General features: G+C 61.1%; 22 protein-coding genes. 15 read left to right on the top strand and 7 right to left on the bottom strand.

Annotated elements, in window-relative coordinates; translation table 11 throughout:
• Positions 1 to 100: 100 nt before the first annotated feature.
• The 5 genes from PQR54_RS13160 to PQR54_RS13140 form a co-directional block, all read right to left on the bottom strand.
• Positions 101 to 493, bottom strand: coding sequence for a hypothetical protein (locus PQR54_RS13160; RefSeq protein ID WP_408246246.1), 393 nt, complete (start codon positions 491 to 493; stop codon positions 101 to 103).
• A 206-nt stretch (positions 494 to 699) separates the two neighbouring features.
• Entirely contained in the window at positions 700 to 1,614 is a 915-nt protein-coding gene (locus PQR54_RS13155; RefSeq protein WP_408247148.1) for a SphA family protein, read from the bottom strand.
• A gap of 243 nt (positions 1,615 to 1,857) precedes the next feature.
• Complete coding sequence (locus PQR54_RS13150; RefSeq protein WP_408246244.1) at positions 1,858 to 2,130, bottom strand: hypothetical protein; 273 nt, start codon at positions 2,128 to 2,130, stop codon at positions 1,858 to 1,860.
• 72 nt (positions 2,131 to 2,202) lie between these two features.
• The gene (locus PQR54_RS13145) at positions 2,203 to 3,639 is read right to left on the bottom strand and encodes a putative bifunctional diguanylate cyclase/phosphodiesterase (RefSeq protein WP_408246242.1); all 1,437 of its coding nucleotides are present in this window, start codon (positions 3,637 to 3,639) and stop codon (positions 2,203 to 2,205) included.
• A 307-nt stretch (positions 3,640 to 3,946) separates the two neighbouring features.
• Positions 3,947 to 4,858, bottom strand: a complete 912-nt coding sequence (locus PQR54_RS13140) for a LysR substrate-binding domain-containing protein (protein WP_408246240.1) — start codon at positions 4,856 to 4,858, stop codon at positions 3,947 to 3,949.
• 177 nt (positions 4,859 to 5,035) lie between these two features.
• Here PQR54_RS13140 and PQR54_RS13135 point away from each other — a divergent pair, with 177 nt between their 5' ends.
• From PQR54_RS13135 to PQR54_RS13110, 6 genes are all read left to right on the top strand, one after another.
• A complete protein-coding gene (locus tag PQR54_RS13135; protein ID WP_408246239.1) occupies positions 5,036 to 6,319 on the top strand; it encodes a hypothetical protein in 1,284 nt (427 codons plus the stop codon).
• 98 nt (positions 6,320 to 6,417) lie between these two features.
• A complete protein-coding gene (locus PQR54_RS13130) occupies positions 6,418 to 7,356 on the top strand; it encodes a glutamate/aspartate ABC transporter substrate-binding protein (RefSeq protein ID WP_408246237.1) in 939 nt (312 codons plus the stop codon).
• A 51-nt stretch (positions 7,357 to 7,407) separates the two neighbouring features.
• Positions 7,408 to 8,145 carry an amino acid ABC transporter permease gene (locus PQR54_RS13125; RefSeq protein ID WP_408246235.1) on the top strand — a complete coding sequence of 246 codons (738 nt, stop codon included), beginning with the start codon at positions 7,408 to 7,410 and terminating at the stop codon, positions 8,143 to 8,145.
• Between the two features lies 1 nt (position 8,146).
• Positions 8,147 to 8,824: an ABC transporter permease subunit gene (locus tag PQR54_RS13120; RefSeq protein ID WP_408246233.1), complete on the top strand. Its 678-nt coding sequence runs from the start codon at positions 8,147 to 8,149 to the stop codon at positions 8,822 to 8,824.
• A complete protein-coding gene (locus PQR54_RS13115; RefSeq protein ID WP_408246231.1) occupies positions 8,821 to 9,546 on the top strand; it encodes an amino acid ABC transporter ATP-binding protein in 726 nt (241 codons plus the stop codon). The genes PQR54_RS13120 and PQR54_RS13115 overlap by 4 nt, the downstream gene beginning before the upstream one ends.
• A 138-nt stretch (positions 9,547 to 9,684) precedes the next feature.
• Positions 9,685 to 10,635, top strand: a complete 951-nt coding sequence (locus PQR54_RS13110) for a LysR family transcriptional regulator (RefSeq protein WP_408246229.1) — start codon at positions 9,685 to 9,687, stop codon at positions 10,633 to 10,635.
• Positions 10,636 to 10,886: 251 nt separating this feature from the next.
• Here PQR54_RS13110 and PQR54_RS13105 read toward each other — a convergent pair whose 3' ends face one another.
• A complete protein-coding gene (locus PQR54_RS13105; protein WP_408246227.1) occupies positions 10,887 to 11,612 on the bottom strand; it encodes a GntR family transcriptional regulator in 726 nt (241 codons plus the stop codon).
• Between the two features lie 162 nt (positions 11,613 to 11,774).
• Here PQR54_RS13105 and PQR54_RS13100 point away from each other — a divergent pair, with 162 nt between their 5' ends.
• From PQR54_RS13100 to PQR54_RS13085, 4 genes are all read left to right on the top strand, one after another.
• Entirely contained in the window at positions 11,775 to 12,995 is a 1,221-nt protein-coding gene (locus tag PQR54_RS13100) for a pyridoxal-phosphate-dependent aminotransferase family protein (RefSeq protein WP_408246225.1), read from the top strand.
• Between the two features lie 211 nt (positions 12,996 to 13,206).
• Positions 13,207 to 14,493, top strand: a complete 1,287-nt coding sequence (locus PQR54_RS13095) for an MFS transporter (RefSeq protein ID WP_408246223.1) — start codon at positions 13,207 to 13,209, stop codon at positions 14,491 to 14,493.
• A 38-nt stretch (positions 14,494 to 14,531) separates the two neighbouring features.
• Positions 14,532 to 15,281, top strand: a complete 750-nt coding sequence (locus tag PQR54_RS13090) for a 2-keto-4-pentenoate hydratase (RefSeq protein ID WP_408246221.1) — start codon at positions 14,532 to 14,534, stop codon at positions 15,279 to 15,281.
• A 32-nt stretch (positions 15,282 to 15,313) separates the two neighbouring features.
• Positions 15,314 to 18,337, top strand: coding sequence for an FAD-binding and (Fe-S)-binding domain-containing protein (locus PQR54_RS13085; RefSeq protein WP_408246219.1), 3,024 nt, complete (start codon positions 15,314 to 15,316; stop codon positions 18,335 to 18,337).
• 42 nt (positions 18,338 to 18,379) lie between these two features.
• Here PQR54_RS13085 and PQR54_RS13080 read toward each other — a convergent pair whose 3' ends face one another.
• Positions 18,380 to 19,297 carry a helix-turn-helix domain-containing protein gene (locus tag PQR54_RS13080; RefSeq protein WP_408246217.1) on the bottom strand — a complete coding sequence of 306 codons (918 nt, stop codon included), beginning with the start codon at positions 19,295 to 19,297 and terminating at the stop codon, positions 18,380 to 18,382.
• A gap of 158 nt (positions 19,298 to 19,455) precedes the next feature.
• Here PQR54_RS13080 and PQR54_RS13075 point away from each other — a divergent pair, with 158 nt between their 5' ends.
• From PQR54_RS13075 to PQR54_RS13055, 5 genes are all read left to right on the top strand, one after another.
• Positions 19,456 to 20,355 carry a DMT family transporter gene (locus PQR54_RS13075; RefSeq protein WP_408246215.1) on the top strand — a complete coding sequence of 300 codons (900 nt, stop codon included), beginning with the start codon at positions 19,456 to 19,458 and terminating at the stop codon, positions 20,353 to 20,355.
• Between the two features lie 663 nt (positions 20,356 to 21,018).
• Positions 21,019 to 21,735, top strand: a complete 717-nt coding sequence (locus PQR54_RS13070) for an ABC transporter permease (RefSeq protein ID WP_408246213.1) — start codon at positions 21,019 to 21,021, stop codon at positions 21,733 to 21,735.
• Positions 21,732 to 22,628 (top strand): glycine betaine ABC transporter substrate-binding protein, encoded by an 897-nt coding sequence (locus tag PQR54_RS13065; RefSeq protein WP_408246211.1) that lies wholly within the window; start codon positions 21,732 to 21,734, stop codon positions 22,626 to 22,628. The genes PQR54_RS13070 and PQR54_RS13065 overlap by 4 nt, the downstream gene beginning before the upstream one ends.
• Positions 22,629 to 22,643: 15 nt before the next feature.
• On the top strand, positions 22,644 to 23,297 hold the full coding sequence (locus PQR54_RS13060) for an ABC transporter permease (RefSeq protein ID WP_106281586.1): 654 nt from the start codon (positions 22,644 to 22,646) through the stop codon (positions 23,295 to 23,297).
• A complete protein-coding gene (locus PQR54_RS13055; protein ID WP_408246209.1) occupies positions 23,294 to 24,496 on the top strand; it encodes an osmoprotectant ABC transporter ATP-binding protein OsmV in 1,203 nt (400 codons plus the stop codon). Before PQR54_RS13060 ends, PQR54_RS13055 begins: the two co-directional genes overlap by 4 nt.
• The last annotated feature ends 8 nt before the right edge of the window (positions 24,497 to 24,504 follow it).

The raw sequence follows: 24,504 nt of genomic DNA, 5'->3' as shown, positions 1-24,504 counted from the left end.
GCGGCTATTGAACCGCCTGACCGTTCCGCGTGATCTGCACGGCCTTCGCGGACGCATAGTCGGCACGGATGATGTCACCGTGAGGCAACTCAGTGGTACGTCACGCCGTCTCTCTCTCGGCAGAGCGTTGCCGCTGTTTTGCATCATCGAAAACACGGGCACGCTCTGCTTCAACGAGACACCTCTTTTTCTTTAGCGAATGTTCATGCATCTGACCGCCCATGACAGCCAGATAGTCGTCGAATCTGTTGCGCCGGAAGCGCAAATAAAATTCCTTCCCCGCAAGTCCATTGGCCAAACTGAGTAGCGCGCCGTAGTCGGCGCCGCTCTCCCCAGCCAGCAGAGCAACAGCTTTCTCGAGCGCGGCGTACCGACCGGACAGCGGATCCATCGGGTCGAAGAGCGCGTGAAACTGCTGGTAGGGAACCAGCCGTCTATGTTCGGCAGCGCGTTGCAGCGTCGATGCGATTTGCTCGACGATATTGAGTTCCATGAATTCTTCCTGTTCGTACGTCGTTTGCGCCAGGCGCTGCCAACCTGAGCGTGAAAGGCGTTCTGCCGGAGTCCATACGTCACGTCGATTGCGATCGAAATGCCGGGTTTGCGCGCACTTGGGTAGCGAAATACCCAGCGAATCCAAACGCCATCGGCCGTAATCGACGACGATGCCACCCTTGCCGATTTCCGCCTGGCGTCACATCAGAACGCAAGCACCGCTGTCGCCATGACGCTCGCCGTGCTCTTGATGCGGTTGGTACTGGTCACTGTCGGAACCCAACGCAGGCTCGCCGACAATGGATGCTTGCCGTTGATCTTCGTGTCGTAGGTAATGACGGGCCCCAGTGCGAAGTCGTGTCCGCGAAAACCGTGCAGACGCCCGGCGGCGGGGCCTGAGTCGTTGCCGAGCTGTTGCACGGTTCCGGCCACGATGCCTACACCGAGACCGTTCGCGAACCTTTTCAGCGCCATGATATCGAGCGTGAATAGAGGTGCATTGTGGTAATCGGTCGCAGTGTTGGTCGTGTAGAACTGCAGGCCCGCGACAACGTCGAACTCAAGGTCGTATTTGGGTACGAGTTGCGTATAGGCGACCTGCGGCACGAACGTCCAGTTGTTCAGACTCGGGCTTGCCAACGCATTCGGGTCGTAGCGGCCGGTGGGCGCCCAGAAGTTGAAGCTGGCGGCAATATGCGAGGTGTTTGAAAAGTGATAGCCGGCGATGATTGGCGTGAAATAGAGGTCGAATAGATTCGATGCGCGGTCGCTCGTCGAGGCGCCAGCGCCTCCAACCGCGAGCGCCGCGGTTACTTCGGTCCAGACATAAGGCACGGTGATGCCGGATGCGAAATCCAAGCCACCGGCGCCACCCCATACACGCAGCAGTGACGCCAGCGTGAAGGCAACGGGGGCATCGATGCCCAACGACGTCTTTCCGGCAATCGGTACCTCACGGCTGCCGCCAATCGAGCCGTTGATGTAAATCTGTTCGATGCTCACCGCAGTGATGGGCTCAGGTGCGACGATGCCGACTCCGGAAAAGACACTCATGCCGGCAACAGGACGGCCCAGGCCACCTTCGGTCGCGAAGGCATCGCCGATCGTCCACGATGCCATGATAAATATGCTCGTAACCACAGCGACGCGACGTGTGGCGGCGGCCGAAGATTTTCCCGGCTGGCATCGGGTGCCCGTCCAATTGAGTGCACGCGCGTCAGCCCTCATTGTGTTGTTCCTTTTATCCATGCACTGTTGTCCATCACGTCGGAAGACCGCCTATCTGACATCGGTTCGTGCTTAGTAATTGCCTGGGGTGGAGGCTTGTTCGCAACCGGGCCGCCATCGTTTCTGTGGCCCGCGTCATTGAAGCGGTTGCAGCGCCGCCCATCGGGTCCAACCTGTTTCGCTGTCCGGCGCGCCGACTCGCAACGCCCGCGAACCGTCGCCGAAAAACAGCGATTCGGTACAGCACACGCCCGTGTCGCAAATGCCGTGCATACCCATGCAGCCGACTTTGTGAGTGAAGTGCAGGTTGCCTTCGCGCAGCAAGCCCAGGTACGCGTGGCATTCTTCTGTGGGCGTGTGACTTGCCCAGCGGTTGAGCAGCGTAGCGGCGACTTCCGCATCGAACATGGTCTCTCTCCTGATTCGCATCATGTGGGCAACGCAAAGACGTCCCCAAAGACATCGCGACGCGCCGACAATTTAGATTGTTGTGTTGCCGAATGCTTTACTGCGTAGCGAGCCGGCGAATTTATCCGCACTCGCCGGGCGACCGAACAGATAACCCTGCAGCATGTCGCAGCCCATCTCGCGCAGAGCCGCTGCCTGTTCACGGGTTTCCACGCCTTCGGCCGTGACTGTCATGCTGCACGCGTGAGCCATCCCCACAAGCGCACGCGTGATCGCGATCGAATCGCTATCGTGTGGCAAACCCGCGACGAACGATCGATCGATCTTCAGGTTGTGCAAAGCAAAGCGCTTCAGGTACGACAGCGACGCGTAGCCCGTGCCAAAGTCGTCGAGAGCGAGCGTGACGCCGAGAGCCGCCAGTGCTGCCGTCGTCGCCGCAACCGCGGGGTCAGCCGGCATTAATACGCGCTCCGTAATCTCCAGTTGCAGCGCGGGTGCGTCGAGCCCGTTGCGTTCGAGGCACGCGGTAACGTGCCGCACGAGGCGCTCGTTGAACTGGAGCGGCGAGATGTTGACGGAGACAGGCAGCCGCGGCGCAATGCTTTTGCGCCACTGAGCGGCTTGGGCGCAGGCCTGTTCCAGCACCCAGTCGCCGATGCTCTCCATCAGACCGGCCTCCTCTGCAACGGGTACGAACTCGGCTGGCGCGACTTCGCCTAGCTCGCTGCTCGTCCAGCGCAGCAGCGCTTCGGCGCCCACCGTCTGGTGCGAGGCGCTGTTGACGATGGGCTGATAAGCCAGCTTCAGTTCACCGGCCGCAAGCGCGTGGTGCAACAGCTCCTCCACTCTGAAGCGGCGTTGCGATTCGTCTTGCAAGCCCTTCGTGAAAAAATGCACCCGGCCGCGGCCGCTCTCCTTCGCGCGACGCATCGCCGATCCGGCGTCGCGTATCAGCGTGTCCGCATCGCGAGCGTCACCGGACGAGCAGGCAATGCCGATCGACGCGCCCAGGTGATACTCACGGCCCGCAATTTCCAGCGGCGTGCTGAACAGCTCGAGGATTTGCAGCGCAAACTCGCCGATGGTCGACGCGTCACCGCGCTTATCGACGACGACAACGAACTCGTCGCCGCAGATCCGCCCGAGCAGGTCATCATGATTCATCAGTCCGGCAAGCCGGCGCGCGACGCCGCGCAAAACGCGATCGCCAAGATCGTAACCGGCGGCATCGTTGATTTTGCCGAAGCAGTCGAGATTGATGAAAAGCACGGCGACGCGTGCCGTAGGCGCCAATTTCAGCAAATGCTGAACGCGTTCGACCACGTAAGCGCGGTTATACAAACCGGTGAGCGAATCGAGAAACGACGTATAACCCAAGTGTCGAATGGCGCTCGACTGTTCACTGCTCATTCCCCAGCGCATTTGAATCGCTGCATCGACGAGTGGCACGCTAGCGGCCAGATCCGGGAGACTTGCCTTGAGGCGCGCAACGGTCGCTCGACGGGTCATCTTTGCACTCCTTCTTGGAACTTCGTCCCGACACGAGCGGCATGATGTGCATGCCTCAGCGCGGGAAGTCATGAACGTGCTGCCACGATATCCAGGAATCGGTGGTGCGAAAACGGGTCGTTTAGGTGAACGCGTAAAGCAGAAGTGAACGCATTGCCGGACTAAGAAATGGAGCGGATGAAAGTCTGAGGTGTCTAGTACAGTGCGATGATATGCCGCGTTCAGGCGGCTCACTTCTTGACGAGGCGAGCATTGGCCTTTGTCCGCTAAATTCCTGACCTATGGGTAAGTCAACAGTACCCTGCTTTCAGCACCCGAGGTCCACGCGAACCCCATTGACGTGCGTCAGCAGGATGTCAACGAAATGACGCGTCAATAGCGACGGCGCCGTGTGTCTCGGCATAGCCATCTGAACGGCGACCTCGATAGTGGGGACAAGCGGTTTGATCAGCAACTGCCCCGCAAACGTGCTGGCCACGTAGGGGTTGACGATTCCAATACCGTTGCCGGCTGCAACGAGCGCGCAGATTGCGATTGATGACGTGGTTTCGATCAGAAAATTGTCGGACAAGCCGTGAGCTTGCAGCAGCTTTTTGATTTCGATCGTGAGGTCGTCGGCTTCGCCCAGCGACATCATCGTTTCGTCGAGCAGCATGGACACATGGATCTCCGGCTCGACATGCAGCCGGTGACCGGGCGGCAACACGCAAACCGCAGGCACGGTCTTGATGATCACCGGCTCGAAGTCTCGCGGATCGAGCTTGCCTGTGGTCAGCACGACGTCGAACAGATCTTGCCGCAGCAGGTCCGCTAGCTGTGGCGTGTTCATCGTCTGCATGTTGAGATGCGTGCCCGGAAATTCCGCTAGAAACGCGCGCACCACCTGCGGCAGCAGCCCGGCCCCCAGCGTTGGCGTGCAGCCTATGCGGAGCGCGCCCGTGCCCGACTTGCGCATGATCGCGACCACAGATTCGATCTTTTCCAGTCCGTCGAAGTGCTTCTGGACGGTTTTGTAGAGCAGCTTGCCCTCGCTGGTCGGCCGAAGTCGCCCTTGGTGCATCTCGAAGAGCTCGAGCCCGGTGGAACTCTGCAACTCGGCAAGGCGCCGGCTGATTGACGGCTGCGTCGTGTTTAGCATCGAGGCGGCGCCAGTCGTGGTGCCCATCTGCATCACGGCGCGAAAGGCCTGGATCTGCTGGAAATTCAAAGCCCTGGCCATAGTTTCACGGAAGAGGATGGATGACGGCGTCAGGCCTCGACTATACCAGGAGTGAATAGCCTATCGAAAAAAAAGAATTACGCTGCATAGGTGACCCAAATATATGATCCCAGCTGTCGCATATCTGGCTGCAATGCTCCCCATCGCGGTCTCACCGATTTTTAAATGCACCAGCTCATGACTTCGTCTCGCGTCATCAAACATCCATGCCCCGTACACCGCCTGGAGTCGGGAGGTAAGCATCACTTCTTCGGTTACTACAATAAATCTGGCTGGGACAAGACGGGCCGCTATCTGCTGGCCAATCAGGTGTCGATGATGGATGCGCGTCTGACACCGGAGCTGGAGGCCGAAGTTGGCTATTTCACTCTGGGCGATAGCGAGGCATTTCGTGCGGTCGGCAGTACGCGCGCATGGAACTGGCAAATGGGCTGCCAGTTGCAATGGCTCGATGGCGAACCCGGACGCAAGATCATTTACAACGTTCGCACCAGTGACATGACGGCGCGCTATCCGGGTTTTGGCGCAGCCATCCATGATATAGACAGCAACGCCTCGACGGCGCTGCCGCTGCCTGTCTATGTTGTCGCACCCAACAGCCTCTACGCGCTGTGCGTCGATTACCGTCGCCTGTATGTCACGCATGAAACGATTGGATATGCCGAGCACGGCGGCCCGTTCGAACTGCCGCTCGCGCCGGCCGACGACGGCATCTATCGAATGGACCTCGCTACTGGCGCCGCGCAGTTGCTGGTGAGTTACGCTGACTTGCGCAATTTTCACCCGAAGGCGTCGATGGAGAAGGCAATCCACTGGGTGAGCCATATCGAAATCAATCCGGCGTCGTCGCGGATGCTATTCCTGCATCGTTGGACCGAGCGGGTAGACGACGAGACCTGTTTCCTGCATCGGCTGATCACGATGAATCCGGACGGAACGGCCATGCGCTTGCTCGAATGTTCAGACCATCCATTGCCGCAGCTCGCGGAAGATTTCGATCCTGCTGCGGTCGGCACCTTCGACTACGAGAAGTCCGAGTACCAGATTTCTCACCCGCTGTGGCGTGACGAGCGGCACATCATCGTCTGGGGGCCGCATGCGGGCAGCATTCACTACCATCTTTACGAGGACAGTGATTCAGGTCGGGTCGATGTCGTAGGCGAGGGTGTGCTGACAGAGAACGGCCACATGACGTATTCGCCCGTCGATTCGCGCTGGCTGTTGTCCGACACATATCCGGATACGCAGACCAACGAGCGCGTGTTGTTCCTGTTCGACACCAAGGAAGGTTTGCGCTACGACATCGGCTCTTTCTACACACCGCCCGATCTGAAGAAGGAAAACCGCTGCGATCTGCATCCGCGTTGGCGACGAGACGGCCGCGCGGTGTGCATCGACTCAGTACACGAAGGCGAGCGCCAGATGTATGTAATCGATGTATCCGCGATCACTAGCGCATAAAGCGCGGGCCACGCCGATTTCTTCACCTCGCTTTCCTGGAGTCGGACAGCCCGCGTCGACTGACAAAATCGAAATCAACCTCACATAGGGGAGACACCATGCAACAAACCCGTTCCGGATTGAGTCCGCGCCATGCATTCTGTGCATGCGTTTCAGCGCTTGCAGCTGCGCTTGCCGTCGTGTCCCTGCCCGCAGTAGCGGCCGATGCGGCGCCGACCGGTACGCTCAAGAAGATCCAGGACCAGCACGTTGTCACCATCGGCTATCGCGACGCGTCGATTCCGTTCTCTTACTATGACGCACAACAAAAGCCAATTGGCTATTCAATCGACATCGCGAATCTGATTATCGACCGTATCAAGGCGCAGCTAAAGCAGGGCGACCTGCAGGTGCGCCTGATTCCGATTACGTCGCAGAATCGAATTTCGCTGCTGCAGAATGGCACGATTGATTTCGAGTGCACGAGCACGACGAACAACGCGGCGCGAGCGCAGCAAGTCGATTTCTCCAACAGCTTCTTTGACATCGGCACGCGCCTGCTCGTCAGGCAGAATTCCGGCATCCATGACTTCGCCGACCTCAAGGGCAAGACGGTTGTCGTCGGTGCGGGCACCACGTCGGAGAAGTCCATTCGCAACATGAACGTCGAGAAATCGATGGGTATGAACATTATCAGCGCAAAGGATCACAGCGAATCGTTCCTGATGCTCTCCACCGGCCGCGCCAAGGCGATGATGATGGACGACGCGCTGCTGGCTGGTGAACGTGCCAAAACCAGCCGTCCGGACGATTACGCGATCGTCGGCACACCGCAATCATTCGAAGCCTATGGCTGCATGCTGCGCAAGAACGATGCGCAGTTGAAAGCGGTAATGGACGCAGCGATTGCGGATGCCGAACGCTCCGGCGTGGCCACGGCAATCTACAAAAAATGGTTCATGGCGCCGATTCCACCGAAGGGCATCAATCTCAACTTTCCGATGTCCACTCGCATGCAAACGCTGTTCGCGCATCCGAACGATAAACCGGCGTCCTGACGGGCGGTTGTCATTTGCGGTGGGCCACGGTCCGCCGGCCTGGAGGGGCTTATGGATTACTCGTGGGATTGGGGTGTGCTGCTGCAGGCCGTATCTACCGGCGAGCACACGACGTACCTCGGATGGCTGTTTTCCGGCCTGCTGAACACCGTGCTGCTAACCGTGTCGGCCTACGCGTTGGCGCTCGTGGTTGGCACCGGATTCGGAATTCTTCGCACGCTGCCGAACCGTCCTGCGGCGATGCTCGGCACCGCGTACGTATCGGTGTTCCGCGGCGTGCCGCTGATCGTGCAGTTTTTTATCTGGTTCTTCGTCGTGCCGGAACTGCTGCCGACGGAGTTGGGCGACTGGTTCAAAAACCTGCCGCCGTATGTGCAGTTTTTGTCGGTATCGATTTTCTCGCTCGGGATATATACAGGATCACGAATCTGCGAACAGGTGCGTGCGGGCATTCAGGCGCTGCCGCGCGGCCAGTTCGACGCGGGGTTCGCACTCGGTCTGACGCGTGCGCAGACTTACCGTTACGTGTTGCTGCCGGTGACGTTTCGCACCATTCTGGGTCCGCTCACGTCCGAGTTTCTGATCATTTCAAAAAATTCTGCCGTCGCTTCGACCATCGGCCTACTGGAATTATCGGGTCAGGCGCGTCAGTTGGTCGATTACACCGCACAGCCCTATGAATCGTTCATCTGCGTGACGCTGGCCTATATGGCACTGAACTTTGCGATTCTGCACGGCATGAATTGGATTCGTCGCCAAACCCGTTTGCCGGGCTTGCTGGGAGATTGAGATGTTCAACATAGATTGGCAAGCGCTTGCGGATTCGAAGGGTATCGTGCTCGCGGGTATGGGTGTCACATTGCAAATTACGCTCGTGGCGATCTTGTGCGGGGTGCTATGGGGCACCGTGCTAGCGGTATTGCATCGGTCACCGCAGCGCGCGGTGCGCGTTTTCGCGCAAGGCTACGTTGCCTTGTTCCGGTCGATTCCGCTGGTGATGCTGTTGTTATGGTTCTTCCTGATCGTGCCGCAATTCCTGAAGGCGCTGTTCAACTTGCCCGCGAGTATCGACGTGCGGCTCATCTCCGCGATGGTGGCTTACTCGCTGCTGGAGGCTGCATTCTTTTGCGAAATCATTCGGGCGGGGATTGAAAGCCTGCCGCGCGGCCAGGCGCAGGCTGCGCTTGCGCTCGGCATGACAGCGGGACAGACAATGCGTTATGTGATTCTGCCGCAGGCGTTTCGCGCGATGGTACCGGTGGCGCTGACGCAGTGCATCGTGATTTTCCAGGACACGTCGTTGGTCTACGTGATAGCGCTGGGCGATTTTTTCCGCCGGGTATCGGCAATCGGCGAGCGCGACGGTACGGTCGTGCCAATGCTGCTGTTCGCGGGCGCCGCTTACTGGTTGATTAGTACAGGGTTGACGGTGACCGTCAAAGTGGTTCGAACGAGGCTGGCAAAATGATCGAGTTGAATGGCGTTTCTAAATATTATGGGCAGTTCCAGGTGCTGTCGGATTGCACGACCAGAATCCAGAAAGGCGAAGTGGTCGTGGTGTGTGGTCCGTCTGGTTCCGGGAAATCCACGCTCATCAAAACCGTGAACGGTCTCGAGCCGTTTCAGAAAGGCGAGATCGTCATCAACGGTCAATCGCTGACCGACAGGAAAGTCAATCTGTCGAAGTTGCGCGCGAAAGTTGGCATGGTCTTCCAGCACTTCGAACTGTTTCCGCATCTGTCGATTGTGCAGAATCTGATGCTCGCGCAGGTCAAGGTGCTGGGCCGTTCGAAAGACGAAGCGGCGGCGAAGGGACTGAGGTTGCTGGATCGCGTCGGTCTGCGCGCGCAGGCGGACAAGTTTCCGGCTCAACTGTCAGGCGGTCAGCAGCAGCGGGTGGCGATCGCGCGCGCGCTTTCTATGGATCCGATTGCGATGCTGTTCGACGAACCCACATCCGCGCTCGATCCGGAAATGATCAACGAAGTACTCGACGTGATGGTCGAACTGGCGCAGGAGGGTATGACGATGATGTGCGTCACGCACGAAATGGGCTTTGCGAAGAAGGTCGCCCATCGCGTGATTTTCATGGATCGTGGCCTGATCGTGGAAGACGACCGCAAGGAAGATTTCTTCGCGAATCCGAAGTCGGATCGCGCGAAGGATTTTCTCGCGAAGATTTTGCACTGAAGGGTTGCTGTCGCGTTGTCGAACGTGGTGTCGTGGTCGCCTGCGATTGCTATGACCGGATGTCGCCGTCGCCGTCGCCGCCGCTGCCACCGTCGCTTTCAACGCGTTTGCCGGCGGCACCGTTAATCTGAAAGTGCAATGAAAATTCACCAGTTACGTGCACTTGTCGCCATCGCCGACGCAGGCAGCGTCCGCGGCGCGGCGCGACTGCTCAATTCCTCACCCGCGGCGGTCACTCAAAACCTTCAGTATCTGGAGGAGACCGTTCAAATGCAGCTCGTGGCGCGCACTTCGTCAGGCGTGACACTCACGGAATGCGGGCAAACGCTGCTGGTCCATGCGCGCCTCGTCGTCGCGCAAATAACCCATGCGCACCAGGCCGTCGATGCGATGCGCGGCGCTCCGCACGGGCGCCTCTCCGTGGCCGTGTCGGCGTGGGTCACAAAGACGTTTCTCCCGGAGGCTGTTACACGCTTTCGCGCAAGGATGCCGGACATCCAACTGGAGATCTTCGAAGGTCTGCCCGCGATTGCCAACCCGCGTTTGCGCGACGGCAGCCTGGACATCTATGTGGGCAGGCAAACGCCGGGCGCGACAGGCTCCGAGTTCGCTTACCGGCCGCTGTTTTCTTCGGGCCGGGCGATTGTCGCGCGGCAAGGTCATCCGCGTGCGGACAGCCGGTCGTTGGTCGACCTGCTCGATCTCGACTGGCTCGTCGCGCTGGATCCTGAAACGGAGGGGCGGACGCCCTACAAGATGTTTGCGCAGTACGGGTTGAGCGTGCCGCGCAGCATTCACTTTCTTCACTCATTGACCGTCGCCATTCCGCTGCTCAAGCACACGGACATGGTCAGCATCTTTCCATGGCCGCTCGTCGAGCTGTGCGCGGCGCACGAAGGGCTCTGCGCGATCCCCGTGCGAGAACAACTCGACGAGTCGACGGTCGGCATCATCACGCGTGCCGGGCAGCCTCCCGACGCCGTGTCGAATTGTTTTACAGACTGCCTGATCGATACGATCCGTGACGAGTCATGGGTACGAACGCCGGAGATTCTCCGGGCGTTGCACTCCGTGGAAATACTTGTTTGAAGAGCCATCGCGTCCGCACTGAATTTGCGCGGCGCCGAGGCGATAGGCCGGTTCGCCGTGGCGCGGCTCGTGCTCATGCGTGACCCACCAGCCTATACACCCTTTGCATCAACCACTTGCCCAAGATGTAAGAAGGTTGTCCACAGGCTTGCCAACATTTTAGGTGGACAAGTTTTGGCACCGGCGCAGACGTGCGAATGCACAGCAACGCCAAACGCAACCGGCGTTCAGATGCATTAACTCAACTCACCTCAAGTCTTCAACGGCGACGCAGCCACCTCTTCCCGCGACTGCACCTGCAAAACCGCATCGCGCTTATCAAGCAGATGCTGCCGAAGAATCGCACTCAACTTCTTGCCATCTCGCGCCTCGAGCGCCTTCAGCATCTCATCGTGATCATGAATCGCGCTGTCCCACTTGGGGATCTGAAAGTTCGACCGAAACCGGAGCGCCTGCAAGCGACGATTCACCGCGACATAAGTCTGCCGCAGCGCCGAATTCCTGGCCGCCTCGTTGATCTTGTCGTGAATCGCCTGATTGCGGCTGTAGTACCCAGCGAGATCGTTCTGCGTGCGGCACGCGAGCATTGCGTAATGCAGCGCCTTGATCTCGGCGAGTTCAGCTGCCGTCATCCGCTCGGCCGCCAGTTCGCCGGAGAAGGCTTCGAGGCCGCTCATCAATTCGAAGGTCTCGCGCAACTCAGCCTCCGACATCTTCGACACCGACGCGCCACGATTCGGCGAAATCTCGATCAGCCCTTCAGCGGCCAGCACCTTCAGCGCCTCGCGCAGCGGCGTGCGTGAAATGCCGAGCGTTTCGCACAGCTCGCGCTCGTTCAGCTTCTTGCCCGCCTCGAGCACGCCTTCAACGATGAAGCGCCGAATGTGCTCCACCACCGTGTCGTGCAAGCGCTGCCGCTCGACCTTCGGCATGAGCGGGGAAGCGGCGATGCTCGCCTCAAAATCCGAATTTTGCATACAAAAGCCCTCAACATCCTATTAGCCCGGATTTTATAGGAAGCTGAAAGATTAGTTAATAGCGCGGGTAAACACCGGTGCCGACAGGCAATTTTTGCCTTGGGATCGTCACGGTTCGTCTGATATAGTTTTTTGAATGCAAAATTCAATCGGAGAAGCCCAATGCTCAAGCTAGACTTTCATCCCGCTGGCCGTCACTTTTTGCAGATCCCGGGTCCGAGCCCGGTGCCCGACCGTATCCTCCGGGCGATGAGCTACCCGACCATCGACCACCGCGGTCCGGAGTTCGGCGAACTCGGTCTGAAGGTGCTCGACGGCATCAGGAAAATCTTCAAGACGCAGCAGCCCGTGGTGATTTACCCGGCCTCGGGCACGGGCGCCTGGGAAGCGGCGCTGTCGAACACGCTGAGCCCCGGCGACCATGTGCTGATGTTCGAGACCGGCCACTTCGCCACGCTGTGGAAAAAGATGGCGGAAAGCCTCGGGCTGAAGCCGGAGTTCCTTGGCCTGCCGGGCATTGAAGGCTGGCGTCGCGGCGTGCAGCCGCAAATGATCGAGGAGCGTTTGCGTGCCGACGCGCAACACACGATCAAGGCGGTGTGCGTGGTGCACAACGAAACGTCCACGGGGGTGACGTCCGATATCGCCGCCGTGCGCCGAGCGATCGACGCGGCGGGTCATCCAGCGTTGCTGCTGGTCGACACGATCTCGGGCCTCGCCTGTGCCGACTACCGTCACGACGAATGGGGCGTCGACGTCACCGTCTCGGGCTCGCAAAAAGGTTTGATGCTGCCGCCGGGCATCAGCTTCAACGCGATCTCGCCGAAAGCCGTGGCCGCCAGCAAGCAGGCCAAACTGCCGCGCAGTTTCTGGGACTGGACTGACATCGTCGAGATGAACAAGACCGGTTACTGGCCGTACACGCCGAACACGAACCTGCTCTACGGCCTGAACGAAGCGCTCGAAATGATTCTCGGCGAAGGGCTCGACAACGTGTTCGCCCGTCACGAACGGCTCGCCGAAGGGGCCCGTCGCGCGGTGCGTGCTTGGGGCCTGGAAATTCAGTGTGCGGATCCGTCGGTGTACAGCCCGGTGCTCACGGGCGTGATGATGCCCGACGGCATCGATGCCGATGCGGTGCGCAAGCTCATCTACGAACGCTTCGACATGTCGCTCGGCACGGGCCTCGGCAAGATGAAAGGTCGCATGTTCCGCATCGGCCATCTCGGCGACTGCAACGACCTGATGCTGCTGGCCACGTTGGCCGGCTGCGAAATGGGTCTGCGGCTCGCGGGCGTGCCGCTCAAGGAAAGTGGCTTGCCTGCCGCTATGGAGTGGTTGAGCCAGCCGACGAAGGCATCCGGCCTGAAAGCCGCAGCCTGAATACGCCGTGAAATCGGTGCCCTTTGGGGCATCGAGCGGAGTGCATCCAGCGACTCGCGGATAAGGGAAGGCCGGGAGCACTTCCCTGACGAAGCCGCGCACAGAACGCGGCCCGAACGAATGCGATGGCCCCGCGGCGCAAGCCGCCGCCGGGCAACGACGCAGCGCGCCATCTCAGGCCCGCCGTCGACACATGCAATGGAGAGAGACGATGAAGCGGTTTCGTGTGACCAGTGCGACCAGTATCGTTCTAGTGATGCTCTGCATCATGTACTTCATCACCTACCTCGACCGCGTCAACGTCAGCACCGCGGCTGCGGGTTTCGGCAAGGAATTCCATCTCTCGCATACGGAAGTCGGCCTGGTGTTCTCGGCCTTCGCGTATCCGTATCTGATCTTTCAGATCATCGGCGGATGGGTTAGTGATCGCTTCGGCGCGAAACGCACGCTGATTTTTTGCGGCGCGATCTGGGGCGTTGCGACTTTGCTGACGGGTTTTGCCGGCGGCCTGGTTTCGCTGCTGGCCGCGCGCGTGCTGCTCGGCTTCGGCGAAGGCGCGACGTTTCCCGCCGCCACGTCCGCGATGGCGCGTTGGGTCGCCAAGGAAAAACGCGGCTTTGCGCAGGGCATCACACACGCGGCGTCGCGGATCGGCAATGCAATAGCACCCGGTCTGATCGTTCTCGTGATGGCGACCTGGGGCTGGCGCGAATCGTTTTATATCTGCGGCGTGTTCAGTTTGTTGTGGGTCGGCGTGTGGGCCATCACGTTTACCGAACATCCGAAAGACCACCCGCGTATCACGAACGATGAACTCGCCGTGCTGCCCGCGCCGAAGCCGAAAGTCGCTGGCGTGCCGTGGGGCAAACTGTTTCGCCGCATGTGGCCGGTCACGATCGTGTACTTCTGCTACGGCTGGACGCTGTGGCTGTTCCTGAGCTGGATTCCGCAATACTTTTTGCACAGCTATCACCTGCAACTTCAGAAGTCGGCGATCTTCGCCTCGGTGGTGTTTTTCGCCGGTGTGATCGGCGACACGCTCGGCGGTATCGTGACCGACTGGATCTTCACGCGCACCGGCAGTCTGAAGCGCGCACGTAGCTGGATGGTGTCGGTCTGCATGTTCTTCTGCCTGCTTTCGCTGATTCCGCTGATGTTCACGCACAGCCTGTATCTGTCGATGGCATGTCTCGCGTCCGGCTTCTTCTTTGCTGAAATGACGATCGGTCCGATGTGGGCGATTCCGATGGACATCGCCCCGGAATACTCGGGCACGGCGAGCGGCATGATGAACACCGGCTCGGCACTGGCCGCGATCATCTCGCCGGTGGTCGGCGGCTTTCTGATCGACTACTTCGGAAGCTGGGAATTGCCGTTCGTCGGCAGCATGCTGTTGATGGCGATCGGCGTGGTGCTCGCGTTCCGCATGCAGCCGGAAAGCAAATTTGCGCTCAATGCGGCCGACAAAGCGCACGTACCGACTGGCATGGGCGTTTGAATGCACAACACCGTTTCCTCTCTCCGCCTCACGACACTATGACGACAGCACTCAGCCGGCGTCTCGCCGACGCACGCCGCAATCACGCCACGCTCGACACGTTGCCGCCCGAGCAAACCCCCGCCGACGCCGCCGCGGCCTACGCGATCCAGCACGAGATCCTGGACGTATGCGGCGCGCGGATCGCCGGTTGGAAGATCGGCGCGAAGTCCGAAAGCGGTCCGATCCAGGGCGCGCCGTTACCCGACCTCGACCTGCATGCCGACGGCGCGCGGTTGCCGCGCGAAGACTTCGCGCCTTTGGGCCTCGAACTGGAAATTGCGTTTCGCTTCGGGCGGCGTTTCGATGTTTCCACCACGCCCTATACCGAGGCCGAAGTGCTGGCGAGTGTCGGCTCGATCGGCGCGACCATCGAGATCGTGGCGAGCCGCTACGCCGAATGGCCCGCCATCGACAAGCTCGCTCAACTCGCGGATTTGCAGAATCACGGCGCGTTGATCGTGGGCGAATTTACGCCGTATCGCGAGGACTTTCCGTTCGTGGCGCCATCGCTGCAATTCAGTTATGACGGACAAGATGTGGTTAAAGCCACGCCCGCCAATCCGGCCGGCGATCCGCGGCGCCTGCTGACATGGCTCGTCAATCACGCCACGTCGCGCGGCATTGCCGTAACGCCTGAGATGGTCATCACGGCCGGTTCATACACCGGCATGTTCTTTCCGAAGACGGCGGGCACGGCGAGCGGGCGCATTGAAGGACTCGCGCCGGTCAGCCTCACGCTGTACTAGCCGCCTCCCTGTATTTGCCATAGGCCGACGAAATGACGAACCCCACTTCCGCTTTACTCGTCAAGCCGATCCACCTGGTTCCGTCCGCCGCGCGTCTGACGAGTCCGCTCGCGCAGCATCTGCGCAAATCATTGCGCGGCGACGTGCTATTCGATGCGGCGAGCCGCGGCCGTTACGCGACAGACGCGTCGATCTATCAGATCACGCCGATCGGCGTGGTGGTGCCGCGCGACCAGGACGATCTGCGTATCGCACTGGAAATCGCGCGCAGCGAAAAGGTGCCGCTGCTCGCGCGCGGCGCGGGCACGAGCCAATGCGGCCAGACGGTCGGCGAAGCGCTGGTGATCGACACGAGCAAGTGGTTGAACAACATCGTCGCCTTCGATGCCGAAGCGCGCACGGTGACGGTCGAACCGGGCGTCGTGCTGGACCATCTGAACGCGTGGCTCAAGCCCCACGGTCTGTGGTTTCCGGTGGATGTTTCGACGGCCGCGCAATGCACGATCGGCGGGATGGCCGGCAACAATTCCTGCGGTTCGCGCTCGATCGAATACGGCAACATGGTGCACAACGTCGACGCGATCGACGCGATTCTCGCCGACGGCAGCGAAGCGCATTTCGCCTCGTTGCGCGAGGCGCCGCAAGGCGCGCGCTTGCAACAGATACTCGCGGGCGTGAAGCAGATCGCCGAACGCGAGCGCGCCGAAATCGTGGCGCGTGTGCCGAAGGTGTTGCGCCGTGTGGCGGGCTATAACATCGACGTGTTCGATTGCCAGAACCCGCGCGCTTATACCGACGACGGCGTCGCGAATCTCGCGCATCTGTTGGTTGGCTCGGAGGGCACGCTCGCGTTCAGCCGACAGTTGACGCTCAGACTCGCGCCGCTGCCCGCACATAAAACGCTAGGCGTGGTCAACTTCCCGACCTTCTGGCAGTCGATGGATCTCACGCAGCACATCGTCAAGCTGAAGCCGGTGGCGGTGGAGTTAGTCGATCGCACGATGATCGATCTCGCGATGGGCAATCCGGCGTTTCGTCCGGTGATCGGCAAGGCGCTGGTCGGCGAACCGCAAGCCATTCTGCTGGTGGAGTTCGCGGGCGAGGACCGCGACGCACAACTCGCTTCGCTCAAGCAGCTCACGGAACTCATGGCCGATCTCGGCTTGCCCAATTCGGTCGTCGAGATGCCGGACGCGAACGAACAGAAAGCGTTGTGGGAAGTGCGCAAGGCTGGGCTCAATATCATGATGAGCATGAAGGGCGATGGCAAGCCTGTGTCCTTCATCGAAGATTGCGCGGTGCCGCTCGAACATCTTGCTGAGTACACGAGCCGCCTCACCGAAGTGTTCCATCGGCATGGCACGGAGGGCACATGGTATGCGCATGCGAGTGTCGGCACGCTGCACGTGCGGCCGATTCTCGACATGCGGCGCGACGGCGCGCAGAAGATGCGCGCGATCGCCGATGAAGCGGCAGCCCTCGTACGCGAGTACAAGGGCGCGTATTCGGGCGAACACGGTGACGGACTGTGCCGCGGCGAATGGGTCGCGTGGCAGTACGGGCCGAGCCTGAATCAGGCGTTCAGCGAGATCAAGGCGCTGTTCGATCCGGACAACCGCTTCAATCCCGACAAAATCGTGCGTCCGCCGAAGATGGACGACGCGCGCAATTTCCGCTTCGCGCCGGGGTACAAGGAACATCGCATAGAAACGGCGCTCGACTGGTCGGCATGGAATGTCGAACGCGATCCGCTGACCGGACAGGAGACCTTGCCGGGCAGCGGCAACGATCTGTCCGGCGGTCTCGCGAAGGCCGTCGAGATGTGCAATAACAATGGCCACTGCCGCAAGTTCGACGCGGGCACCATGTGCCCAAGCTATCGCGTGACGAAGGACGAGCAGCACGTCACACGCGGACGCGCGAACACATTGCGCCTCGCTATTTCCGGTCAACTCGGCGAAGCGGGCCTCGCGAGCGACGAGGTCAAGGAAACGCTCGATCTGTGCGTGTCCTGCAAGGGCTGCAAGCGCGATTGCCCGACTGGCGTCGATATGGCGAAGTTCAAGATCGAGGCGCGGGCGGCGCGCGTCAAGCGTCACGGTTTGCGTCTGCGTGACAAGCTGGTGGCCTTCATGCCGCGTTATGCGTCGACGGCAAGCCGCATGCCGGGCTTGATGGCGCTCGCCGATAACGTGCCGGTGCTGTCGGCATGGTTCAAGCGGTCCGTGGGCTTCGCGCCTGAGCGCAGCTTGCCGCGCTTCAAAAAGTCGTTTCTGGTTGATGCAGTGTCATCGCGCAACGCAGCCCAAGGTGCCGCACTCAAAGAAGTCCTGCTATTCGTCGACACGTTCAACAACAACATGGAGCCGGAGAACGCGCGCGCTGCGCAGCAAGTGCTGGAGGCCGCGGGCTACACGGTGCACTTCAACACGCGCCAAGGCGAGCGGCCCGTGTGTTGCGGCCGCACGTTCCTCGCGGCGGGTCTCGTCGATGAAGCGAAGCAGGAAGCGCGGCGCATGCTCGATCTGTTCAAGCCGTTCGTGGAGCGCGGTGTGCCGATCGTCGGATTGGAGCCGTCGTGCTTGCTGTCGTTACGCGACGAGTTCCTGCACTACGGTTTCGGCGACGAAGCGCAGCGGTTGTCGAAACAGGCATTTCTATTCGAAGAGTTTCTGGTGCGCGAGGAAAAGGCCGGGCGTCTGCAGCTTGCGTTGAAGCCTTTGGCGAAGCCGCAGGCGCTGGTGCATGGCCATTGCCATCAGAAAGCCTTCGACGCCTTCACGCCCGTGCAAACCGTGTTGAAGTGGATTCCTGAATTGAAGGTGTCGACGGTGGAATCGTCGTGCTGCGGAATGGCAGGCAGTTTCGGCTATGAGGCCGAGCATTACGCGACGTCACAAGCGATGGCGGAGCTGTCGCTGCTGCCGGCGGTGCGCAAGATGGACGGCGACACGCTCATGGTCGCGGACGGCACGAGTTGCCGGCATCAGATCCACGACGGCGCGGGAGTCGACGCAATCCACGTGGCGCGAGTGCTGGCGATGGCGTTGCGTTAAGTGCAGTAACCACGGCAACGCGGGAAGCGCGCCGGCCCGCGCTCAGGCAGCGACAGCCTGCCGATACGCGGTCGGCGCCACGCCGACGCTCTCGCGGAAACGGTGGCTGAAATGGCTGGCGTTCGCGTAGCCGCATTGTTCAGCGACCTGCGCGAGCGGCAGCGCCGTGGTGCGCAACAGCGTGCGAGCGCGTTCGAGCCGCTGCTGCGCGATCCACGCGGCGGGTGGCAGTCCGAACGAGGTGCGGAACATGCGCGCAAGATGAAATTCCGACAGCGCCGCTACGCCGGCCAGCTCGCCGAGCGTGAGCGTCTGCGAGAGATGGCTTTCGATATAGTCGTGCAGCCGCCGTCGAGCCGCGACCGACAAACCGCCTTTGAGCGATGCATTCGTGCGGCGCACGCCTTGCGCGCGCAACAGCAGACTCAGCACCTGATGCGCGGTCTCGTTGGTGCGCAGCAAGCCGTCTGGATCCTGCCAGTCTTCGTTCGCCAGCGACTGACATAACGTGGCGATGCGGGCGTCTTCGAAATACGTGCGATCGGCGAGTGTCAGTTCGCGCGGCTCGAGGTCGAGCTCCTGAACCGCGCGCTGCGTGAAGTGCTCCGGCAGGAAGTACAGGTGCATGAAATGCATGTGCCCGCGCACCCACCAGCGCGATTCGTGCTCGCCCGGCAGCGCGCAGAGCCGCGACGGCGCGCCATAATGCCCCGGCATTTTCTGACGTTCGGTGCGATAGCCGCCGTCCAGATAGCACGACAGCGTGTGATGGCCGGGACGGTCGTAGACGGTCTCGGCTTCTTCGGTGTCGCGTGTCCAGACGGCGATGGCCAGCCGGTCGCCGAGCCACGCGAAGCGGTCCAGATTCGCGTTGGCGCTGCTCAGCGTGTGACACACCGACTGAAGGCCGAACGGCGTTTCAGCGGAGTGGGGCACGGGGGCGGGCGGTCTGGTGTTCACGAAGCGGGCGAAAGAGCTGTCATGACTGAATGGGCGCCAGTATACGGCCGCCCGCGCGCGGCGGCTTGCCACTCCGAAAAAGTGCGCAATCCTGGACAAGTGCGGCCAGCCGGGCTGCGGCATAGTGAAATCCCGTATTTGCTGCTGCAGGCCTGACCATGAATTTGTTCCTCTATGCCGTCACCGTCCTGATTTGGGGCACCACGTGGATCGCGATCAAATGGCAACTGGGTGCGGTGCCGCCGCCGGTATCCATCGCCTGGCGTTTCTGGATCGCGGCGCTGGTGCTGTTCGCGTTGCTGCGCATCATGCGCCGGCCGATCTGGCCGCCGCGTGCCGCGTGGCGTTTCCTGATCGCGCAAGGATTGGCGCTCTTCTGTCTGAACTTTTTGTGCTTCTACTACGCTGAACAGGTGGTGCCGAGCGGCCTGGTGGCGGTGGTGTTTTCCACCGCGCCGCTGCTGAATTCGATCAACGGTCGCCTGTTCATGGGCCGGCCGTTGCAACCCACGGCGATTGCGGGGGCGGCGTTGGGACTCGTCGGCATCGTATGTCTGTTCGTTCAGCAGATGACGGGGCACCTCGGCGATCACGCCGCGTGGTTCGGCCTTGGCATCGCGTTCCTCGGAACCCTGTGCTTTTCGGCCGGCAATCTGTTGTCGAGCCGCATGCAATCGATGGGCTTGCACCCGTTCGCCACGAATAGCTGGGCAATGCTGATCGGCGCCAGCGTCCTGACTGTGGGGAACGTATTGGCGGGCTTTTCGTTTGCCGTCGAGCCGTCCGCGCGCTATCTCGGCGCGCTCGCCTATCTCGCGATTTTCGGCTCGGTGATTGGGTTCACGGCGTACCTGATGCTGGTCGGGCGCATCGGACCGGAACGCGCCGCTTACAGCACGGTCCTGTTTCCGATCGTGGCGCTGGCGGTGTCGACGGTATTCGAAGGCTATCAGTGGTCCGCGCTGGCCGTGGTCGGTCTGTTGCTGGTGGTGGTCGGCAATCTGGTGGCGTTCGATCTCACACGGCGTATTTTTGTGCGTCGGGTGCGGACTTCCTGATGGACCGTTCTTCGAGCGCGGCGGTGTGCTAACTCGCAGCCGCGCCGAACGCGCCGAAGAGGCATCGTCTGCCAATCCGCAGGTCGATCAAAGGTGATGATCCAGATGGGTTCAGCCGCACCCGCAGGCTTTTGAGGTGAGCGTTTTCGGGAGCCAAAAGAGCCGTTGAAAAATCCACCGGTGAGCTTTTGCGGGAGCGCGAATATCAAGCAAAAACCAAAGGCAGCATCCCCTCCAGCTCCTCCGCATTAACCACATGGGTAGACGAAGCGCCCCATCGCCCGTATAATCGCTGCACCCTAACAGCGAAATCGCAGCTAGTTAAGCTACGTTAGAACGGGTTGAATGCAAATTGGCAGCAGTTTGTATCCGCCCTGTCGCCGGTAAAAAGCCGGTGTTCACAAGGGGCACCCAAACCCCGTCGGACAGCAGCCCAGCGCCGCTATCCAATATTCATCGATGGATCTGGCACCAGTTTTGCTGACTGGTCCGCCACCGAAGGCGAAATCACCGCTTTCGCGCCGGAAGAAAACAAACCTCCGGCACCACTCGGTTCACCTCGCGGCATGTGCCGCGTCCCGAACTTCCCATTCGCAGCGCCGTCACGGCGCCTGTGCGGCGCGGCTATGTTCGCGCGTCGCCCGAACAAGGAGGCGCATCTTCATGATTCAACGTCCTGCCAGACTGATCGGCAGTCTCGTAGCCATCGGTGTTGTCGTCGCGTTGCCGTGCCGCGCGATCGACCCCGGCGCACTGCATCAGTACGCGCCCGATCTCGTCTACTACACGAAGCGACACCTGCTGCTCGTCGGCTATTCCATGGCGCTCGCGCTGCTGGTCGGCATCCCCGCCGGCGTAATGCTGAGCCGCCCATCGTTCGCGCGTCACGCCGAACGTTTCATGCAGATCTTCAACATCGGCAACACGATTCCCTCGCTGGCCGTGCTGGCGATCGCGCTCGGCATCTTCGGCATCGGCGATATTCCGGCGCTCGTGGCGTTGTTTCTCGCGTCGTTGCTGCCCATCACCCGCAATGCCTATGAAGGCATGAAGAACGTCTCGCCCGCATTGCGCGAGGCCGCACGCGGCCTCGGCATGACGGGCTGGCAATCGCTATTGCGCGTGGAGTTGCCTAACGCCATGCCGATCATCATCGGCGGCGTGCGCACGGCGCTCGCGATCAACGTGGGCAGTGCGCCGCTCGCCTATCTGATCGGCGCGGACAGTCTCGGCACGCTGATCTTTCCCGGCATCTATCTGAACAACCAGCAGCAGCTTTTGCTCGGCGCGGCGGCTACCGCGGTTCTCGCGCTGGTTCTGGACGGCATTGTCTCGGCCGGCAGCCGCTACCTGCTCGCGCGACGCGGGGTGACGGCATGACGAATCTGTTCAGACGTAGCCGCTGGATCGCCGCCGGCGCATTGCTCTTCGCGAGTATTCAAGCGAGCGCGGCGACGCTCGTACTCGGTGGAAAAAATTTCACCGAGCAGTACGTTCTTACCGAGATCACGTCGCAATACTTGCGCGCGAAGGGCTATACGATCGACGCCCGCACCGGCCTCGGCAGTACGCTGTTGCGTAGCGCGCAGGAGAACGGTCAGGTCGACATCACGTGGGAATACACCGGCACCGCCGCGATCGTCTACAACAAGATCACCGAGAAGCTCGATCCGAAGACGATGTACGAACGCGTAAAAGCGCTCGATGCGAAACGCGGCCTCGTGTGGCTCGACTGCTCGCCGCTGAACAACACGTACGCGCTCGGTCTGCCGGAGCAAGTCGCGCAGCAAACCGGCATTCGCACGATTTCGCAACTCGCGGCGAAGATGGCCGCGGAGCCGAACAAGAAGCACGTGTTCGCGATGGATGCGGAGTTCGCCAATCGCCCGGACGGCCTGAAGCCGCTCGAAGCCGCCTACGGCATGCAGTTCAGCCGCGCGGAAACGCGTCAGATGGATCCGGGCCTCGTCTACACGGCGTTGCATAACAACCAGGTGCCGATCGGACTGATCTACACGACGGACGGCCGCGTGAAGGGCTTCAACATCATGCCGCTCGAAGACGACCGCCACTACTTCCCCGCGTACAACGCCACACCGGTGGTGCGCAAAACGACGCTCGACCAGAACCCGCAACTCGCGCCGCAATTGAACGCGCTCTCCGACGCGCTGAACAACGACACGATGCTGGAGATGAACAAGCAGGTCGACATCGACGGCAAGCCGGTGCGCGAAGTCGCGGCGGAATTCCTGCGCACGCACAAGCTGCCCTGAGCGGAGATCTTCTTTATGACTGTATTCGACTATCTATCGGCCAACTGGCCTGAATTGCTGCAACTCACCGCGCAACACGTGTGGCTGGTGGGCATTGCGGTGGGCTGCGCGATTGTCGTCGGCGTACCCCTGGGCATCCTGATCAATCGGCACGAATGGCTGGCCGCGCCGCTGCTGAGCGTTGCCACGGTGGTGCTGACCTTGCCTTCCATCGCGCTGTTCGGCTTGATGATTCCAGTGTTCTCGCGCTTCGGCCAGGGCATCGGCGCGGTGCCGGCGATTACCGCGGTGTTCCTCTACTCGCTGCTGCCGATCATGCGCAACACCTACCTCGCGCTGCGCAACGTCGACGCCGGCATCAAGGAAGCGGGTATCGGCATCGGCATGACGGTGTGGCAACGGCTGCGCCTCGTCGATCTGCCGCTTGCCGTGCCGGTGATTCTCGGCGGCGTGCGCACGGCGGTGGTGATGAACATCGGCGTGATGACGATTGCCGCCGTGATCGGCGCGGGCGGTCTCGGCACGCTGATCATCCGCGCGATCGGCCAGAGCAACATGATGAAACTGTTGGTGGGCGCCGTGCTCGTGAGCGTGCTCGCGATCGTCGCCGACCTGCTGCTGCAAGCGCTGCAACGCTTGCTGACCCCGAAGGGAGTACAAAAGACATGATCGAACTCGACAAACTGACCAAGACGTTTACGCAGAAGGACGGCCAGCAGGTGAAGGCCGTCGACTCAGTGAGTCTGACTGTCGGCGAAGGCGAAATCTGCGTGTTTCTCGGCCCGTCGGGCTGCGGCAAGACCACCACACTGAAAATGATCAACCGTCTGATCGCGCCGACTTCGGGCCGTGTGCTGATCAACGGCGAGGACACCTCGGGTCTGAACGAAGTCGAATTGCGCCGTCACATCGGCTACGTGATCCAGCAGATCGGCTTGTTCCCGAATATGACGATCGAGGAGAACATCACGGTCGTGCCGCGCCTGCTCGGCTGGGACAAGAAACGCTGCCGCGAACGCGCCACGGAGTTGATGGCGATGGTTGCGCTCGATCCGAAGCAATATCTGAAGCGCTATCCGCGTGAGCTGTCGGGTGGCCAGCAGCAGCGCATCGGCGTGATTCGCGCGTTGGCCGCCGATCCGCCGGTACTGCTGATGGACGAGCCGTTCGGCGCGGTCGACCCGATCAATCGCGAGTCGATTCAGAACGAGTTCTTCCAGATGCAGCGCCAGTTGAACAAGACGGTGATCATGGTGAGCCACGACATCGACGAGGCGATCAAACTCGGCGACCGTGTGGCCGTGTTCCGCCGTGGTCAACTGGTGCAATACGATCATCCGGATACGTTGCTGGCGCATCCGCGCGATGAGTTCGTCGGCGCGTTCGTCGGTCAGGACAGCACGTTGAAGCGCCTCTTGCTGGTGAAGGCCGGCGACGCCGCCACTCAGCCCGAAACCGCGCATGCCGACATGCCGGTCGCGCGCGCCTTCCAGATGATGGACGACAGCGACAACCGCTATCTGACCATCGTCGACGACAAGCAGCAGGCGCTCGGTTACGTGACGCGCCGCGCGGCGCGTGCGGGCCAGGGCGTGTGTGGCGACCATCTGTCCGCGTTCAAGGCGACGGTCAGCGCGGACGAGCATCTGCGCATCGTGCTGTCGAAAATGTACCAGTTCAATTCGTCATGGATGCCGGTGCTGGATGGCGACGGCCGTTACGTCGGCGAGGTCACGCAGGATTCGATTGCGGACTATCTGAGTTCGGGCCGCTCGCGCCGGCAGACGGGCCAGCCGGCGATCGTGTCGCCTGCTGTGGCCGCGGCGGAAGCGGCGGCCGTGCAGGCTGCGACTGCTGATCACGGGTGAAACTCGCC

Origin of the sequence: Paraburkholderia phytofirmans, assembly GCF_046028095.1 — a bacterium.
Taxonomy (GTDB): domain Bacteria; phylum Pseudomonadota; class Gammaproteobacteria; order Burkholderiales; family Burkholderiaceae; genus Paraburkholderia; species Paraburkholderia phytofirmans_A.
Note: the sequence above shows the minus strand (reverse complement) of the source record. Positions and strands in the feature narration are given on the sequence as shown.

Bases quoted from the DNA above. Each gene is read 5' to 3' on its own strand.
- PQR54_RS13160 (WP_408246246.1), bottom strand. From the start codon at position 493: ATGGAACTCAATATCGTCGAGCAAATCGCATCGACGCTGCAACGCGCT.
- PQR54_RS13155 (WP_408247148.1), bottom strand. From the start codon at position 1,614: ATGGCATCGTGGACGATCGGCGATGCCTTCGCGACCGAAGGTGGCCTG.
- PQR54_RS13150 (WP_408246244.1), bottom strand. From the start codon at position 2,130: ATGTTCGATGCGGAAGTCGCCGCTACGCTGCTCAACCGCTGGGCAAGT.
- PQR54_RS13145 (WP_408246242.1), bottom strand. From the start codon at position 3,639: ATGACCCGTCGAGCGACCGTTGCGCGCCTCAAGGCAAGTCTCCCGGAT.
- PQR54_RS13140 (WP_408246240.1), bottom strand. From the start codon at position 4,858: ATGGCCAGGGCTTTGAATTTCCAGCAGATCCAGGCCTTTCGCGCCGTG.
- PQR54_RS13135 (WP_408246239.1), top strand. From the start codon at position 5,036: ATGACTTCGTCTCGCGTCATCAAACATCCATGCCCCGTACACCGCCTG.
- PQR54_RS13130 (WP_408246237.1), top strand. From the start codon at position 6,418: ATGCAACAAACCCGTTCCGGATTGAGTCCGCGCCATGCATTCTGTGCA.
- PQR54_RS13125 (WP_408246235.1), top strand. From the start codon at position 7,408: ATGGATTACTCGTGGGATTGGGGTGTGCTGCTGCAGGCCGTATCTACC.
- PQR54_RS13120 (WP_408246233.1), top strand. From the start codon at position 8,147: ATGTTCAACATAGATTGGCAAGCGCTTGCGGATTCGAAGGGTATCGTG.
- PQR54_RS13115 (WP_408246231.1), top strand. From the start codon at position 8,821: ATGATCGAGTTGAATGGCGTTTCTAAATATTATGGGCAGTTCCAGGTG.
- PQR54_RS13110 (WP_408246229.1), top strand. From the start codon at position 9,685: ATGAAAATTCACCAGTTACGTGCACTTGTCGCCATCGCCGACGCAGGC.
- PQR54_RS13105 (WP_408246227.1), bottom strand. From the start codon at position 11,612: ATGCAAAATTCGGATTTTGAGGCGAGCATCGCCGCTTCCCCGCTCATG.
- PQR54_RS13100 (WP_408246225.1), top strand. From the start codon at position 11,775: ATGCTCAAGCTAGACTTTCATCCCGCTGGCCGTCACTTTTTGCAGATC.
- PQR54_RS13095 (WP_408246223.1), top strand. From the start codon at position 13,207: ATGAAGCGGTTTCGTGTGACCAGTGCGACCAGTATCGTTCTAGTGATG.
- PQR54_RS13090 (WP_408246221.1), top strand. From the start codon at position 14,532: ATGACGACAGCACTCAGCCGGCGTCTCGCCGACGCACGCCGCAATCAC.
- PQR54_RS13085 (WP_408246219.1), top strand. From the start codon at position 15,314: ATGACGAACCCCACTTCCGCTTTACTCGTCAAGCCGATCCACCTGGTT.
- PQR54_RS13075 (WP_408246215.1), top strand. From the start codon at position 19,456: ATGAATTTGTTCCTCTATGCCGTCACCGTCCTGATTTGGGGCACCACG.
- PQR54_RS13070 (WP_408246213.1), top strand. From the start codon at position 21,019: ATGATTCAACGTCCTGCCAGACTGATCGGCAGTCTCGTAGCCATCGGT.
- PQR54_RS13065 (WP_408246211.1), top strand. From the start codon at position 21,732: ATGACGAATCTGTTCAGACGTAGCCGCTGGATCGCCGCCGGCGCATTG.
- PQR54_RS13060 (WP_106281586.1), top strand. From the start codon at position 22,644: ATGACTGTATTCGACTATCTATCGGCCAACTGGCCTGAATTGCTGCAA.
- PQR54_RS13055 (WP_408246209.1), top strand. From the start codon at position 23,294: ATGATCGAACTCGACAAACTGACCAAGACGTTTACGCAGAAGGACGGC.